Source organism: Streptomyces sp. NPDC048331, assembly GCF_043201215.1.
In the GTDB taxonomy this organism is placed as follows: Bacteria; Actinomycetota; Actinomycetes; order Streptomycetales; family Streptomycetaceae; genus Streptomyces.
In genome coordinates, this window is record NZ_JBICYT010000077.1 from 2,313 (window position 1) to 15,841 (window position 13,529).

A 13,529-nucleotide genomic window follows, 5' to 3' on the forward strand; every position below is an offset into this window, starting at 1 on the left:
CCCACGGTGCCCGGGTCGTCGAGGGAGATGTGGGCGGCGGCCCGTTCGGCCAGGGCGGTGACCTGTTCCTGCGCCCCGGCCTCCCGCAGCACGCCCAGCAGCCGGCCCACGTCGAACGGGTCGTCGAGGGAGACGTGGGCGGCGGGGTCCCGGGCCAGCAACGCGGTGACCTGTTCCCGCGCCCCGGCCTTCCGCAGCACGCCCAGCAGCCGGCCCACGGCGCCCGGGTCGTCGAGGGAGACGTGGGCGGCGGCCTGTTGGGCGGGGTGGTGGTCGGTGGGGTGCAGGGTGTGGAGGTGGGTGACGAGTGCGGATGCGGCATGGGGGTTGCCGTGGGTGGTGGCGTGTTTGTGGAGTTGGGCGGCGTCGCGGTACAGGCCGCGGTTCCAGGCGGCATCTCCGAGTGCGGTCAGGTCGGAGGGGTGGGCGTGGGCGGCGGCCGTGGTCCAGAAGTCAATGGGGGGGATCATCTCGGCGCGGTGGCGGCGGCCGTGCTGGTCTAGGTAGTCGGCCAGCCGGTACAGCGGGCCCTGCCCGGCCCCGGTGCGAGGACCGGCAGCGGGGCCGGCGGGGGCACTGATACGGCGGTTGCGCTGGTTGCGGGAGGTGCCGGTTTTGACGGGGGACAGGATGTCGGGGATGCCTTTGCAGCGTTCCGCGACGTGGCGGAGAGCCTGTTCAAGCCAGTCGTCACCGCTCTGCTGCCACTCGGCCTCCGTGAGGTAGCCGGGGGCGGCCTTGGCCAGCCAGGCCAGAGGAATGTGCGGACCGGCGCCGAGACGGCGGGCGTCCATGGCCGCGTGGATGAGCGCCTCCGTGGCCGGTCGCGCGTCCTCGTAGCGGCTCATCAGGACCGGTACCCCGGCCAGATACTGGGTGACCTGACCGTCCGAGGCATGTTCGGCGGCCTCCGCGAGCCGGGGGTCGGCGCCGGCCGTGTGGGCCAGCTCGGCCAGGGCGGCGCCGGTGAAGGCATCCGGCACTCGGATCCTGTGGCCGTCCAGCAGCTCCCGGGCTTGGGCGTGCCGGTCCGCCGCGGTGCGGGTGGTCAGAGTGTCCCAGTCCTTTATCCACAGGGTGGCGAGCACCAGTACCGGGGCGCGCCCCGGGTCGCGCAGCAGGGTCCGCAGGCCCGCGGCGACCTGCTCCCCGAGCGGGGCGGGAAGCAGGTAGTCCTGCGCCTCGTTCAGCCAGATCACGGTGTACGGGGCGACGCCGGACAGTTCGGCCAGGGCGGCATCGGGGCGGTTGGGGTCGATGGGATGCCACAGCCGCCAGGGCTCCTCCCGCTCGCGCAGCGGCTTGAGGGCTTCCCAGCAGGCGCGGGTCTTGCCGGTGGAGGACTCGCCCACCAGCACCGCGATCCGGCTGGCCCCGGCGGCGGCCTGTGCCACCGCCTCGGCCAGCCGGTGGTCGTGCTCGCGCGGCACATACGCCGGCAGCACCGGCAGACCGGCGACCGGGGAGCCGATCGCATGGTGCACCTCCAGGGGGAACGGGTCGACCACCTCCGGCAGGGGCCGGCCCGTCCGCATCCGCTCCAGCACCGCCCGGCCCTGCCCGGCCTGTACCGCGGCACTCGTGCCGTCCGCGCGCCGACGGGCCTCTGCCCGGTAGGCGCGCCGCCACTTCTGCTCGTCCAGCACCGCGGCCGCCGCCGGGTCACCGGCCAGCCCGGCCTCCTCGGCCTGGTTCCGCACGGCCCGCACCACTTTCAGCAGCGGATCGATCTCCTGGGGGAAGTGGCCTTTGCCCAGCCAGTTCCCGATCGTGGTCGCGCTGCCCTTACCAGCCGCCTTGGCCAATGTGCGGTCCGACGGCAGCCGCCCCAGCCGCTCGGTGCGGAACGCGGCCAGTTCGGCGATCAGCTCGGCGTACTCCGGCTCCTGCGCCGCCGGTCCCGTCATCACGACGCCTTTCGCTCCCGCGCGGCCCGGGCACGGGTGTCCACCCCGCCCCTGGACACCCCGCTGGACACACACCCGTCCGTGGCGTGAACCCTAACGCCCACCAGGCCCGCTTCGCCGCGATGCGCCCAATACCCATCGGACTCCCGTGGGACGACCCCCCTGGACAGCCAGAGTCGAACACATCCCGCACGGCCCGCCCCTGGGCCGTCACCACCACCACGGGGAGTTCACGAGATGAGCCCGCTGCAGATCCTGTCCCTGCTGCTCGCCCTGTCCACCACCCTCAACATCGCGATCACCGCGGGCCTGCTCGCCCGCCGATCCGGCGTCAGCATCCCTCAGGCGATCCTCACCGGCGCGGGCACCGCAGCCACCGGCCTGGGCATCTACTTCGCCGCCGTCGCCGCCTACAAGTGATCGCGTCCGCACCGGCACCCCACGCACACAGACCAGCACTACTCCCGCCAGTCCGCAACGGTGTTGTGTGCAGACGACTCCGGACATCCGTGCAGACGACTTCGGACAACGACACCGGCGGCGGCGCTCGGCGCGCGGGTCGTCGCCGACGCGGGCGCCGGCCAGGTCGTCCACGCTCCGGGCACGGGCGAGTTCGTCCACGTCGAAGGCGATCCGGCGCAGGATCGCGGAGATCCGGGCGGTGTCCACCACCACGTTCGCACGGTCGGGGAAGTCGGCTTCGGGGCGAAGGTTGACGGCGGGCGGGTAGGACTCACGGTCCAGGTGGTCGATCCAGTCAGCGCACTGCCGGATCCACCCCACCTCGTCCACCAGGCGCGCGGCGATACTCTCACGGCCGGAGAGCTCCTCGTCGGCGCCGCCGTCCGGGTCTTCGGGAGCCGGCCAGCCCGCCGCGCGGAGCTCACCCAGCGCCGCGCCCAGCGCGTCCGGATCGGCGTCCTTGGTGAGCTGGTGCACTCGGGTCGGCGACAGGCCGGCGGCCTCCGCCGTCGCACGGACAGACAGCCCAGCCGCCCGAGCCATACCCACCGCCCATACCCGCTCCCGCTCCGCCTGCTCCAACCGCCAAGCGGCCTGGCGCACACGGGCCGCAACACGACGCTCCCGCCGGAACTTCGTCAGCCAGTCACCCTTCACCCCACCCAGCCTGCCAGCCCCACCCCACCCTGCACGGACCGTTCAACAAACTGAACGTCCAACCGCTATGTGCGACATCCCGTGAGTTCCCCTGAGCCCCGCTGAGCCGCTGACCCCATGGCCAGGGCGTTCTCCCTCGTCGGAGTGGCTTGTCATCGACTGACGTAACTTCGGGATTCTTGAAGCGTTCTCACATTGCCCGACCGATCCGTAGTCGGGCTGAAGGTGAGGGGGCTCGGGTTGGCGCTGGCGGTCGTACGGGACTTGAGTGAGCATTGGGCGCCCGCGTCGGCGGAGGAGCTGGGGCGGTTCGAGACCGACGTGCTGTCTGGGTTCGTCCTCGCGCGGGCCTCGGCGGGTCTGGCGGACGGCACCATCCGCGGGGACGTCGGGCACCTGGAACAGATCCGGACGTGGTTCGGCCGACCGCTGTGGGACATGGAGCCGGCCGACGCGGACGCGTACTTCGGGAAGGTGCTGCGGGGCTCGCCGAGCGGCACCCGGCTGGCCCGGTCGCAGGCGCTGACGACGTACTTCCTGTTCCTGGAGCTGCGGCACAAGGTCGAGCTTCACCGGATGACCGGCCGGGTGGTCGAGTGCCCGATCGACGAGATGAACCGGCCGCGCGGGGCCAAGGACGCGGCCCTGCGGATCCCGCCGACCGAACCGGAGGTCGGGACGCTGTTCACCGGCTGGGGAGGCGAGCTGGCGACCTGCCGCAAGTTCGCCCCTACCGCCAGGAACTACACCGCTGCGAAACTGATGTCGCAGGTCGGCCTGCGGGTCAGCGAGGTATGCAAGCTCGACCTGGGCGACATCAAGTGGAACCTGGGCCGCTTCGGCAAGCTCCACGTCCGCCATGGCAAGGGCGCCCGCGGCTCGGGCCCGCGTGAGCGGATGGTGCCGCTGATCAATGGCGCCGACCGCACGCTGCGGTGGTTCATCGAGGACGTGTGGGGCCAGTTCGACGACGACCACACCCGGCCCGGCGCCCCGCTGTTCCCGAGCGAGCGGAAGAACGCCGACGGTTCCGCCCGCCGGGTCGGCGACGATGCCCTGCGAGGCGGCCTCGACAACGCGGTCGAGGCTCATCTGCCGAGCTGGACGGACAAGCTGACGCCGCATGTCCTGCGGCACTTCTGCGCGTCCCAGCTCTATGGAAATGGGCTGGACTTGCTCGCAATTCAGGAGGTTTTGGGACATTCCTGGATCGCCACGACGATGCGATACGTCCACGTCCAGCAGACCCGGGTCGAGGACGCGTGGGTCGCCGGGACCGAGCGGGCCGCGAAGCGGCTGGAAGGGCTGATCCGATGAGGTGGAACCTGCGGCTGACCGCCGCGAACAAGGGTATCTGGAAGGCGTCCGAGCTCCAACGGAGTCTGGCCGAGCACGGCCTGGTGATCTCGGCGGGGAAGATGTCCGGGCTGTGGTCCGGCCAGCCTGTCTCGCTCAAGCTGGAGGACCTGGACGTCATCTGCGTCGTCCTCGGCTGCGAGATCGGCGACCTGCTGATCCCCGAGCCGGACAAGGTCCGCCGCCCCGGCGAGGAGACCGGCCAGCAGGCCGTCGCCGCGTCCGGTCCCGCTCCGGCGGTGGTCCCGCGTCGGCGGGATGGCCGGTCACTGCCGCCGGTGTGACCGGCCAGGACGAGTGAGGACGACACGCTGGTGCTGGAGCCTGACAGCTGCTCGAACTGCCTGGCCTGGGGTCTGCTGTTCATGCGGTGGTGCGGGGGCTGCAACTCCTTCGCCCGTCCAGGTCCGCACAGCCCATGCACGGGCTGCCGGCGGAGCGGCCCGCTTCGGAAGGGGTACTGCCGTCTGTGCTGGTGCCAGGCCCGTACACAGGCAGCAACAACCGGCGCGAGGGCGGAGTCGCTGCTGCCGACGCTGCGGCATCACCAGCTGTTCTTCGCGCACATGGCTCCGCTGTGGGAACGCGTCGAACGGCCCCGGCTGCCGAAGTACGAGCGGCGAGGCCGCCCCCGCAAACCCGATCCCCCTCCGGCGTCGCCGCCCGGCGGCTGGCTCCAACCTGCCTTGTTCGAGGTCTGCCGCGACTTCACCCGGATCGATCCCGACCAGCACGCGGGCCCGGACGACCCCTGGCTGGCCTGGGCACGGCATACCGCACACCGCCTCGGCGAGGCCCGGGGCTGGCCCCGCAAGATCCGGCTCGCCGTCGACCGAGCTCTGATCATCCTGATGTCCCAGCATGTCGGCGGCGACGTCGTGCGCTATTCCGAGCTCCACCCGGCCCTGCAGCCGCGTCGGCTGAACATGGAGCTGACCATTGAGGTCCTCGACCACATCGGCGTCTTTCTCGACGACCGGGCGCCCTCGTTCGAGCAGTGGCTGGAGCGCAAGCTCGACGGCATCGCCCCCGGCATCCGCCGCGACGTCGAACACTGGGCCCGCTCCTGCACGACGGCGGGCCCCGGTCCCAGCCCCGTGACGAGAACACGGTCTGGAACTACCTCAACCGCATCCGGCCCGTGCTGATCGACTGGTCAAGCGGCTATGACCACCTGCGCGAGGTGACCCGCGACGACGTCCTCGCCCAGCTCGATGCCCTCCACGGTGGCCAACGGCAGCACACCCTCATCGTGCTGCGGTCGCTGTTCCGCCAGGCGAAGAAGAACGGCACCATCTTCAAGAACCCGACCAGCCGCATCCGTGTCGGCCAGCGCGAGTACGGCATCCTCCAGCCCCTGGAGCCCGAACACATCAACACCTCGATCGCCGCAGTCACCAAGCCGGCGGACCGCCTCGTCCTCGCCCTCGCCGCAGTCCATGCTGCACGGTCCGGAGCGATCCGCCGTCTCCAGGTCGACGACCTCGACATCGGCAACCGCAAGCTCACGATCGACGGCCGCATCCGACGACTCGACGACCTCACCCTGCACGTCGCCCTGGAGTGGCTGGAGTTCCGGCGCCGCCGCTGGCCTGACACCGCCAATCTGCACCTGCTGATCAACAAGATCACTGCTCTGGGCACCGGCCCGGTCAGCGGGGTCGCTCTCTCCGAACCCCTTCGCGGCCAGGCCGCCACCCTGGAACAGCTCCGCGTCGACCGGCAGCTCGAAGAGGCCCTCGTCCACGGGCCCGACCCGCTTCACCTCGCCGAGGTCTTCGGCCTGGACGAGAAGACCGCGATCCGCTACGCGAACTCCGCCCGCACTCTCCTGGACCAGGCCGCTGAACAGCAGCTTCGGTGAAACCCGCTCGACCGGGACGCACCGTGAAGGGAATCATGAGCGAGTGACGTCGACCGAAGCAGCAGCAATCGCTCTACAAGACCATGCCGCCCTCTGGAGTGTGGGGGAGGTCAGTGCGAGCGAGGTCGTCGATTCCGCCTGCGATGCGCTCGTCGCCGGACTCGACACCCCCAACCTTCGGATCCTCGCCGCCTGCACGCGCGCCGAGGCGGACTACGACGTCCACGACCTGCTTCCCCCGGCACTCGCCGAACTCGGCCTAACCCTCCATCCGGTCGGCGGCGAGGCCGGCCAAGAAGCCGCCGTGCGAGCGCTCGCACGGCGCATGCTCGCCGGCGAGTTGAAACCCTGGGAGCTCACTTTCCGGATTCACCAGCGCTACGGGCACGAGCTGCCTCTGACTGAGCGGCTCGCCGAGCTCGATGACGAGTACGGCATGCTCGAAGACGGCGACGAAGCAATAGCTCAGGTCGATGCCGAGGTCACGGCCGAAGCCCGCCGCCTCGCGAACCACACCACGGTTCCCGCCGAACTCACGGATACGACCAGCTGATGCACACGGATCGACCCGCGAGTTCCCGCTGAGCAGGCTTCGGTTTCCCTGAACCCACGGGGGTCCCGGGGCATGACCCAGATACGCCAGAAACCCGCCACGGGATGATCTTGCGTTGTTGAGTGCCCTACCCCGTCACCCGTACAGCCCAGTGTCGTTGGTGGTGATGTTGGATTCCGTCTGGGGCGGGGTGGGCTGTGACCTCGATCGAGAGGACCGCGTATCCGCGGTTCAAGCGGCTGATCACCGCACATGAGCTGCATCTGTTCTTCGCGCCGAGCCGTGACGAGGTCGAGTGGGCAGCGGCCCGTACCGACTGCGACGAGCACCTCCTGGCCCAGCTGCTCGCGCTGAAGTCGTACCAGAGGATGGGGTACTTCCCGAAGCTGGACGAGATCCCGGAGACCGTGGTCGACTTCGTCCGCAGTGCGGTGGACCTGCCGGAGGGCACGGTGCCGAAGGCCGCGAACCGTACGGCGGAACGGCAGCGAACCGCCGCACGGCAGCGGATGGGCTTGTCGTACGACAAGGCGAAGGCCCGGAAGATCGCCGAGGCGGTGATGCGGAGCGAGGCCGTGTCGAAGAACCGCCCGGCCGATCTCATCAACATCGCGCTGGAGAAGGTCGTCGAGGCCGGGCTGGAGCTGCCGGGCTTCACGACGCTGGACGCGCTCGCGGCGAAGGTCCGCGCCGAGGTGAACGCCGCGATCTGCATGGGTATCTACGACCAGCTCAGCGAAGCCCACCGCGAGCGGCTGCTGGCACTGCTGTCGGAGAAGGACACCTCCGGCACCACGAAGTACAACCGGCTGAAGCAGTCGGCCAAGGCCCCGACTTGGTCGCATTTCCGGGCCCAGGCCGAGCACCTGGGGTGGGTGGACGAGCTGGGCGAGACCGGGGTGTGGCTGGCCGGCGTCGCCTCGGGGAAGATCACGGACTTCGCCGGTGAGGCGGACGCCGCAGACGCGCCGGGCCTGCGGGACTACAACCAGGTGAAGCGGCTCGCGTTGCTGGTGTGCCTGGTCCACAAGGCGCGGATGCGGGCCCGCGACGACCTGACGACGATGTTCTGCAAGCGGATCGCGTTGCAGGTCAAGCGGGCCAAGGCGGAGCTGGAGCAGATCCGGGAACAGCAGCAGGCCATCGTCGAGGCGTTGATCGGGAACTACCGCACGGTGCTCCAGCACATCGACGCCGACAGTCCCGTCCAGGCCGCCCGGGAGAAGGCGGCGGCACTGACCGCCGAGATCATGACGGCGGTCGGGGAACTCGATCAGGACGCCGGGCCTGACGCCGTCGCGGCCCGGCTCGGTGACGGGCTCGCGCCCGCCCTGCACACGATGGCGAAGGCCCTGCGCGTGCAGGCCGGCGCCCTGGGAGCACCGGCTGCGGCGGTGAACGACTTCGGCGGGTTCGAGGGGCAGTACGAGCAGATCGAGAAGGTGGCCGCCCATCACGGCAACTACTGGGAGGTGCTGCTGTACGGGCACCTGCTCAAGGACCGCTCCACGATGTACGACCTGACCAGCCGTCTGGAGCTGCGGGCAACCTCCGAGGACAGCCGTGTCCTGGACGCGCTCGCGCACGCGCGCTGCCACAAGAACCTGCGCGACTACATCCCCGAGCGGCACGAGGACGGCCGCCCGGTCGACATCTCGTTCGCCACGTTGAACTGGCAGAAGGCCGTACGGGACAAGAACCGGCCGGGTGCCTTCGTGCGCAAGCACTTCGAGGCGATGGTGTTCGCCGCGCTCGCCGAGGAGCTGCGGACCGGGGACGTCGCGGTGGCCGGCTCCGAGGAGTACGCCGACTGGAGCGAGCAGCTCCTGCCGTGGGAGGGCGTCGAGACGAAGCTGGGCGACTACCTGGTGGAGGTCGGTCTCGCCGAGCCCGGCGACGCGACGCCGTACGACGCGGTGACGTTCCGGCGGCAGCTGGAGGACAAGCTCACCGCGGCCGCCGCGGCGGCGGACGCCGGATACCCGGACAACGAGGGCCTGGTCATCGATCCGGAGACCGGCATCCCCTCCCTCAAGGCCCACCGCTCCGACGGTCAGCGGGCCTCGGCGAAGGCCCTGGAGCAGGAGATCAAGGCCCGGATGCCGGAGCGCTCCCTGCTCGGGATCATCTCCCGCACGGCGTACTGGGTGGAGTGGTGGCGCCGCTTCGGCCCGGCCTCCGGCAACGAGCCGAAGCTGAAGGACCCCTTCGGCCGGTACGTGATCACCACGTTCGTGAAGGGCACGAACATGGGCCCCTACGAGGCCGCCCGCCACATCCCCGGCGTGAGCGGGCACGAGCTGTCGCTGGCCGCGAACCGGCACTTCTCCATCCCGACGCTGAACGAGGCGATCGCCGACCTGGTCAACGCGCACGCCCGCCTGGACATCTCGCAGGCGTGGGGCGACGGCTCCGCGGTCGCCGCGGACGGCACCCACATGGACACCTACCTCAACAACCTGCTGTCCGAGACGTCCGTGCGGTACGGCAAGCCGGGCGGCATCGCCTACCACCACATCTCGGACACGTACATCGCGCTGTTCACGCACTTCATCCCGTGTGGGGTGTGGGAGGCCGTCTACATCATCGAGGGCCTGCTGAAGAACACGTCCGAGGTGAAGCCGACCACGGTGCACGCGGATACGCAGGGCCAGTCGTTCCCGGTCTTCGCGCTCGCCCACCTGCTGGGCTTCGATCTCATGCCCAGGATCAGGAACTGGAAGGACCTGACTTTCTACCGGCCCGCGAAGCGGACCGAGTACGTGCACATCGACTCCCTGTTCGGGGAGCCGGGCCGTAACGTCATCGACTTCGACCTGATCGAGTCCCAGTTCCGGCACCTGATGCGGGTGGCGGTCTCCGTGCGCGAGGGCGCCATCTCCTCCACGCTGCTGCTGCGGCGCCTGCGCGCCGGCTCACGCAAGAACGCCACCTACACCGCGTTCCGCGAGGTCGGCCGCGTCATCCGCACCGTCCAGCTGCTGCGCTACCTCTCGGACGCCCCGCTGCGCAGGCGGGTGACCGCGGCCACGAACAAGGTCGAGGCGTTCAACGGCTTCTCCCGGTGGATCGGCTTCGGCAACGGTGGTGTCATCACCGACAACGACCCCGTCGAGCAGGAGAAGACCGCGAAATTCAACGCTCTGCTCACGAACGCAGTGATCTTCCACAACGCCCTGGACATCGCCGAGATCGTGCGTCAGCTCCAGGAAGAGGGCTACGCCGTCGACCCCGAGGACCTGGCCCACATCTCGCCGTACCTGACCGAGCACATCCGCCGCTTCGGCGAGTACTCCACCCATGAGCTCGGCCTCGTGCCCGAGGCGTACGACCCACACCTGGACGTCGACTTCAGCCCGCTGCGCGGTGACGCCTCGCCCGCGCCGGACGGCTACGGCCAGGCGGCGTGACCCCGGGCCCGGATCACGTGGCCTTGTCGGGCACATCGATCAGCCGCTGGAAGATCTCGGAGTTCGGGGTGGCTGACGTTCGGTGGCTGCCGGCGCCGCAGTCGGTGCCAGACATGCGGGCGGATCGTGGCCCGCATTCCGCCCGGGTGACCAGCCGGTCAGCCGGTGAAGGGTTCCAGTGCGAAGCGGCCGATCGCCACGAAGGCGGTCAGGGCAAGGTAGGCCCCGTCCCCGAGCGCAGCTTTGGTCTCGCCACGGCGGATCCGCACGATCGTGGCCCCGGTCATGACCAGCGCCAGGCCGACGGCCGCCAGCGGTACCAGTATCGGCGCGATGCCGAGCAAGGCGGGCAGGATCAGGCCCACGGCACCGAGGATCTCGAGAGCTCCGATGGCCTTGAGGGTGCCGGGCTTGAAGTCGAGGACCCAGCGCGCGGCGTCGGCCATCCTGGCCATCTTCTCCCGTGGGACGAACAGCTTCCCGAGGCCGGAGAACAGAAAGACGGCGGTCAGCAGGCCGGTGACGATCCACAGTGCGATGTTCATGTGTGCCTTCTCCTTGGCGCGCAACGTCTTGTGGGTGGCGGCCGCAGGCGGACCCGGAGTCGCCCCAGGTCCGCCCGAGATCGTGAAGGGGAATGTCCGCTTCAGCCGAACTGACCGGGCTGGTACTCGCCTCCGGGGGTCCGGGTGATTACGTTCAGCCGGTTGAAGGCGTTGATCACGCAGATCAGGGCCACCAGGGCCATCAGCTGGTCCTCGTCGAAGTGCTTCGCCGCGTTCGCCCACGCCTCATCGGTGACGCCCCTGGAGTCGGCGAGGCGGGTGCCCTGCTCGGTGAGTTCCAGCGCCGCCCGCTCCGCCTCGGTGTAGACGGTCGTCTCCCGCCACGCCCCGACCAGGTTGATCCGCACCATGCTCTCGCCGGCGGCCGCGGCGTCCTTGGTGTGCATGTCGAGGCAGCCGCCGCAGCCGTTGATCTGGCTGGCGCGGATCTTCACCAGCTCCTGCACCGCCTTCGGCAGCGCCGAGTCGGTGATGGCCTTGTTCGACGAGATGATGTGCTTGGCCCACTTCGATCCGACCTCGTTGCGCATGGGGTTGATCCGGGTTTCCATCTCGGTCTCCTTCGTCTTCGGTTACTTGCACCACTACGACGAAGAGCCCCGCCAAGACGTAACAACCCCATGCGCTCGACGAGTTCGCTACTCGGGTCGCGCGGGCAGACCCATGGCGTCGAGGCGCTTGCGGTCGCTCACGGTCAGGAGCTCGACGATCCGGCCGTCGACCACGGTGCACGCCACCACGCCGAGCACTTTGCCCTTCGCACCCCAGGCGACGAACCCGGGCTCGCCGTTGACCAGGACCGGGAGCACCGAGGTCATCGCCCGGATGCCGCGCAGGATCGGTTCGGCGACCTCGGTCGCCCCGACCGTGGTCATCACGCCCTGCGGGTGGAACGTGCGCCAGGTCACCTTCGGATCGAGCAGCTGTACGAGCCCTTCGAAGTCCCCGTTCCGCGCCGCGGCAAGAAATGCGTCGACCACTGCGCGCTGCCGCCGCGGCTCCTCCTCGGGCACCGATGTGCCCTGGACCTTCCGGCGGGCCCGGCTGGCGAGCATCTTGGTCGCGTCGGTGGACCGGCCGATGATCTCGCCGATCTCGGCGAAGGGCACCGCGAACATGTCATGCAGGACGAACGCCAGCCGCTCGGTGGGCGTGAGGGTGTCGAGTACGACCAGCAGTGCCAGCCCGACCGATTCGGCGAGCATCGCGTCGTCCTCGGGTGCCGCCCCGCCGTCCACTGTCACCACCAGCTCGGGCAGGCGGTCGTCGTACGACAGCTCGGCCCGGGTCTTGCGCGAGCGCAGCACGTCGATGCAGACCCGGCCGACCACCGTGGTCAGCCAGCCGGCCAGGTTGTCGATCGCGGCAGCGTCCTGTCGCGCCAGCCGAATCCACGCCTCCTGCACCGCGTCCTCGGCGTCCCCCCGCGACCCAAGCATCCGGTAGGCGACCGCCACCAGTCGCTCACGCTGCTCTTCGAAGGCTCCCGCCAGTACTTCGTGCGGACCAGATCCGGTCATGTCGTTACCTTCCTCGCGCGAACTCCGTCAGGATCATGACGGACCCGAAGGCACCGAGGTAACCGTTCGGTATGCATCCCGATGGAAGCACAGCGGCGGCGCCGGTGATCAACATGGTGTTACCGCTGCCCCAGCCCACGTCCGAGGAGCCCAGTGGTCACTCTGTCCGTTAGGGGATCCCCCAGCGAACAACCGCGTTCCTGGAACTGCGCGATCGGCGACCTGCGGTGACGGCGTCTCATTTAGGGTGTCCGGTGATCTGTACGGTGAGCGGGGGCTATCCGTACACTCCCCGGGCATGAGCGAACTCTCGGCGGGCTACGCCCGCTGCTCGACCGACCTGCAGGACCTCACCGCCCAAAAGGAGATCCTGATCAGTCTCGGCGTCCGCGAGGACCGGATCTACCTCGACAAGGGACTCACCGGCACCAACCGCGAGCGGCCCGGCCTCGGCCAGGCGCTCGCCGCCGTCCGCGCCGGCGACACCCTGGTGGTGCCCAAACTCGACCGGCTCGCCCGCTCGGTCCCCGACGCCCGGGACATCGGCGACTCCCTCGTGGCGCGAGGCGTCAAACTGTCGCTCGGTGGCACGCTCTACGACCCGGCCGACCCAATGGGCAAGATGTTCTTCAACATCCTGGCCACCTTCGCTGAGTTCGAGGTGGACCTCCTACGGATGCGCACCCGCGAGGGGATGGCCGTGGCCAGGGCGAAGGGGAAGCTGAAGGGCAAGCAGCCAAAGCTGACAGTTCGCCAGCAGGTCCACCTGGTCAAGGAGCACGCCACCGGCGAGCACACCATCGCCGACCTCGCCGAGCTCTTCTCAGTCTCCCGGGCAACGGTCTACCGGGTCCTGGAGCGCTCCGCACGTTCCACGCCTGCCTCACCCTCGGGCTGACCGACCAGTCGCCTCAACAGCACGTTGCCAACGTACTCCCACTGGCCTCCTGGTGCAGACCCTCGCCGCCGCCGGCGGACTCCAGCGACGGCCTGCGGAGCCAGACGAGGAGTGCGTTGGCGGTCAGGCTGCACGCTCCTACTCAAGTCCACCAAGGTGGAGGAGTTCCTGGAGATCGCCAAGCTTCGCGGACGACAGGACTCCCGCCGGCGTTGTCACGTTGTCGGGGGTGTGGGCGTCTGGCGGTGTGTCAGGGCGTGGTCGAGCCGGCCGTCGGTTCTCGCTCAGGCGACGGTGGGCAGGGCGGCGACGCCGGTGATCTGGTCCCAGATCGTG

At 69.7% G+C, this 13,529-nt stretch carries 11 protein-coding genes and 1 pseudogene; 8 read left to right on the forward strand and 4 right to left on the reverse strand.

Annotated elements, in window-relative coordinates; all coding sequences use genetic code 11:
- Nucleotides 1–1,907: pseudogene (locus ACGFYY_RS41475) on the reverse strand (hypothetical protein); the annotation flags it as partial.
- 237 nt (nt 1,908–2,144) lie between these two features.
- On the opposite strand from ACGFYY_RS41475, the gene ACGFYY_RS41480 reads away from it, so the two are divergent.
- From ACGFYY_RS41480 to ACGFYY_RS41510, 7 genes are all read left to right on the forward strand, one after another.
- The gene (locus tag ACGFYY_RS41480; RefSeq protein WP_393717702.1) at nt 2,145–2,327 is read left to right on the forward strand and encodes a hypothetical protein; all 183 of its coding nucleotides are present in this window, start codon (nt 2,145–2,147) and stop codon (nt 2,325–2,327) included.
- A 963-nt stretch (nt 2,328–3,290) separates the two neighbouring features.
- Entirely contained in the window at nt 3,291–4,343 is a 1,053-nt protein-coding gene (locus ACGFYY_RS41485; protein ID WP_393717704.1) for a tyrosine-type recombinase/integrase, read from the forward strand.
- Nucleotides 4,340–4,666: a helix-turn-helix domain-containing protein gene (locus tag ACGFYY_RS41490; RefSeq protein ID WP_393717706.1), complete on the forward strand. Its 327-nt coding sequence runs from the start codon at nt 4,340–4,342 to the stop codon at nt 4,664–4,666. Before ACGFYY_RS41485 ends, ACGFYY_RS41490 begins: the two co-directional genes overlap by 4 nt.
- A gap of 30 nt (nt 4,667–4,696) precedes the next feature.
- Nucleotides 4,697–5,530, forward strand: a complete 834-nt coding sequence (locus ACGFYY_RS41495; protein WP_393717708.1) for a hypothetical protein — start codon at nt 4,697–4,699, stop codon at nt 5,528–5,530.
- Entirely contained in the window at nt 5,524–6,246 is a 723-nt protein-coding gene (locus ACGFYY_RS41500; RefSeq protein ID WP_393717709.1) for a hypothetical protein, read from the forward strand. Before ACGFYY_RS41495 ends, ACGFYY_RS41500 begins: the two co-directional genes overlap by 7 nt.
- A 43-nt stretch (nt 6,247–6,289) precedes the next feature.
- Nucleotides 6,290–6,799: a hypothetical protein gene (locus tag ACGFYY_RS41505; RefSeq protein WP_393717711.1), complete on the forward strand. Its 510-nt coding sequence runs from the start codon at nt 6,290–6,292 to the stop codon at nt 6,797–6,799.
- A gap of 197 nt (nt 6,800–6,996) precedes the next feature.
- Nucleotides 6,997–10,209, forward strand: a complete 3,213-nt coding sequence (locus ACGFYY_RS41510; protein WP_393717713.1) for a Tn3 family transposase — start codon at nt 6,997–6,999, stop codon at nt 10,207–10,209.
- A gap of 158 nt (nt 10,210–10,367) precedes the next feature.
- On the opposite strand, the gene ACGFYY_RS41515 is transcribed toward ACGFYY_RS41510, so the two are convergent.
- The 3 genes from ACGFYY_RS41515 to ACGFYY_RS41525 all read right to left on the reverse strand — a co-directional run bounded on the left by ACGFYY_RS41515 (nt 10,368) and on the right by ACGFYY_RS41525 (nt 12,295).
- Entirely contained in the window at nt 10,368–10,754 is a 387-nt protein-coding gene (locus ACGFYY_RS41515; protein WP_393717715.1) for a DoxX family protein, read from the reverse strand.
- Nucleotides 10,755–10,855: 101 nt separating this feature from the next.
- Nucleotides 10,856–11,326 carry a carboxymuconolactone decarboxylase family protein gene (locus tag ACGFYY_RS41520; protein WP_393717717.1) on the reverse strand — a complete coding sequence of 157 codons (471 nt, stop codon included), beginning with the start codon at nt 11,324–11,326 and terminating at the stop codon, nt 10,856–10,858.
- A gap of 87 nt (nt 11,327–11,413) precedes the next feature.
- Nucleotides 11,414–12,295, reverse strand: a complete 882-nt coding sequence (locus ACGFYY_RS41525) for a sigma-70 family RNA polymerase sigma factor (protein WP_393717719.1) — start codon at nt 12,293–12,295, stop codon at nt 11,414–11,416.
- Between the two features lie 298 nt (nt 12,296–12,593).
- On the opposite strand from ACGFYY_RS41525, the gene ACGFYY_RS41530 reads away from it, so the two are divergent.
- Nucleotides 12,594–13,193 carry a recombinase family protein gene (locus tag ACGFYY_RS41530; protein ID WP_393717721.1) on the forward strand — a complete coding sequence of 200 codons (600 nt, stop codon included), beginning with the start codon at nt 12,594–12,596 and terminating at the stop codon, nt 13,191–13,193.
- The last annotated feature ends 336 nt before the right edge of the window (nt 13,194–13,529 follow it).

Bases quoted from the DNA above. Each gene is read 5' to 3' on its own strand.
- ACGFYY_RS41480 (WP_393717702.1), top strand. From the start codon at position 2,145: ATGAGCCCGCTGCAGATCCTGTCCCTGCTGCTCGCCCTGTCCACCACC.
- ACGFYY_RS41530 (WP_393717721.1), top strand. From the start codon at position 12,594: ATGAGCGAACTCTCGGCGGGCTACGCCCGCTGCTCGACCGACCTGCAG.
- ACGFYY_RS41515 (WP_393717715.1), bottom strand. From the start codon at position 10,754: ATGAACATCGCACTGTGGATCGTCACCGGCCTGCTGACCGCCGTCTTT.
- ACGFYY_RS41520 (WP_393717717.1), bottom strand. From the start codon at position 11,326: ATGGAAACCCGGATCAACCCCATGCGCAACGAGGTCGGATCGAAGTGG.
- ACGFYY_RS41525 (WP_393717719.1), bottom strand. From the start codon at position 12,295: ATGACCGGATCTGGTCCGCACGAAGTACTGGCGGGAGCCTTCGAAGAG.
- ACGFYY_RS41490 (WP_393717706.1), top strand. From the start codon at position 4,340: ATGAGGTGGAACCTGCGGCTGACCGCCGCGAACAAGGGTATCTGGAAG.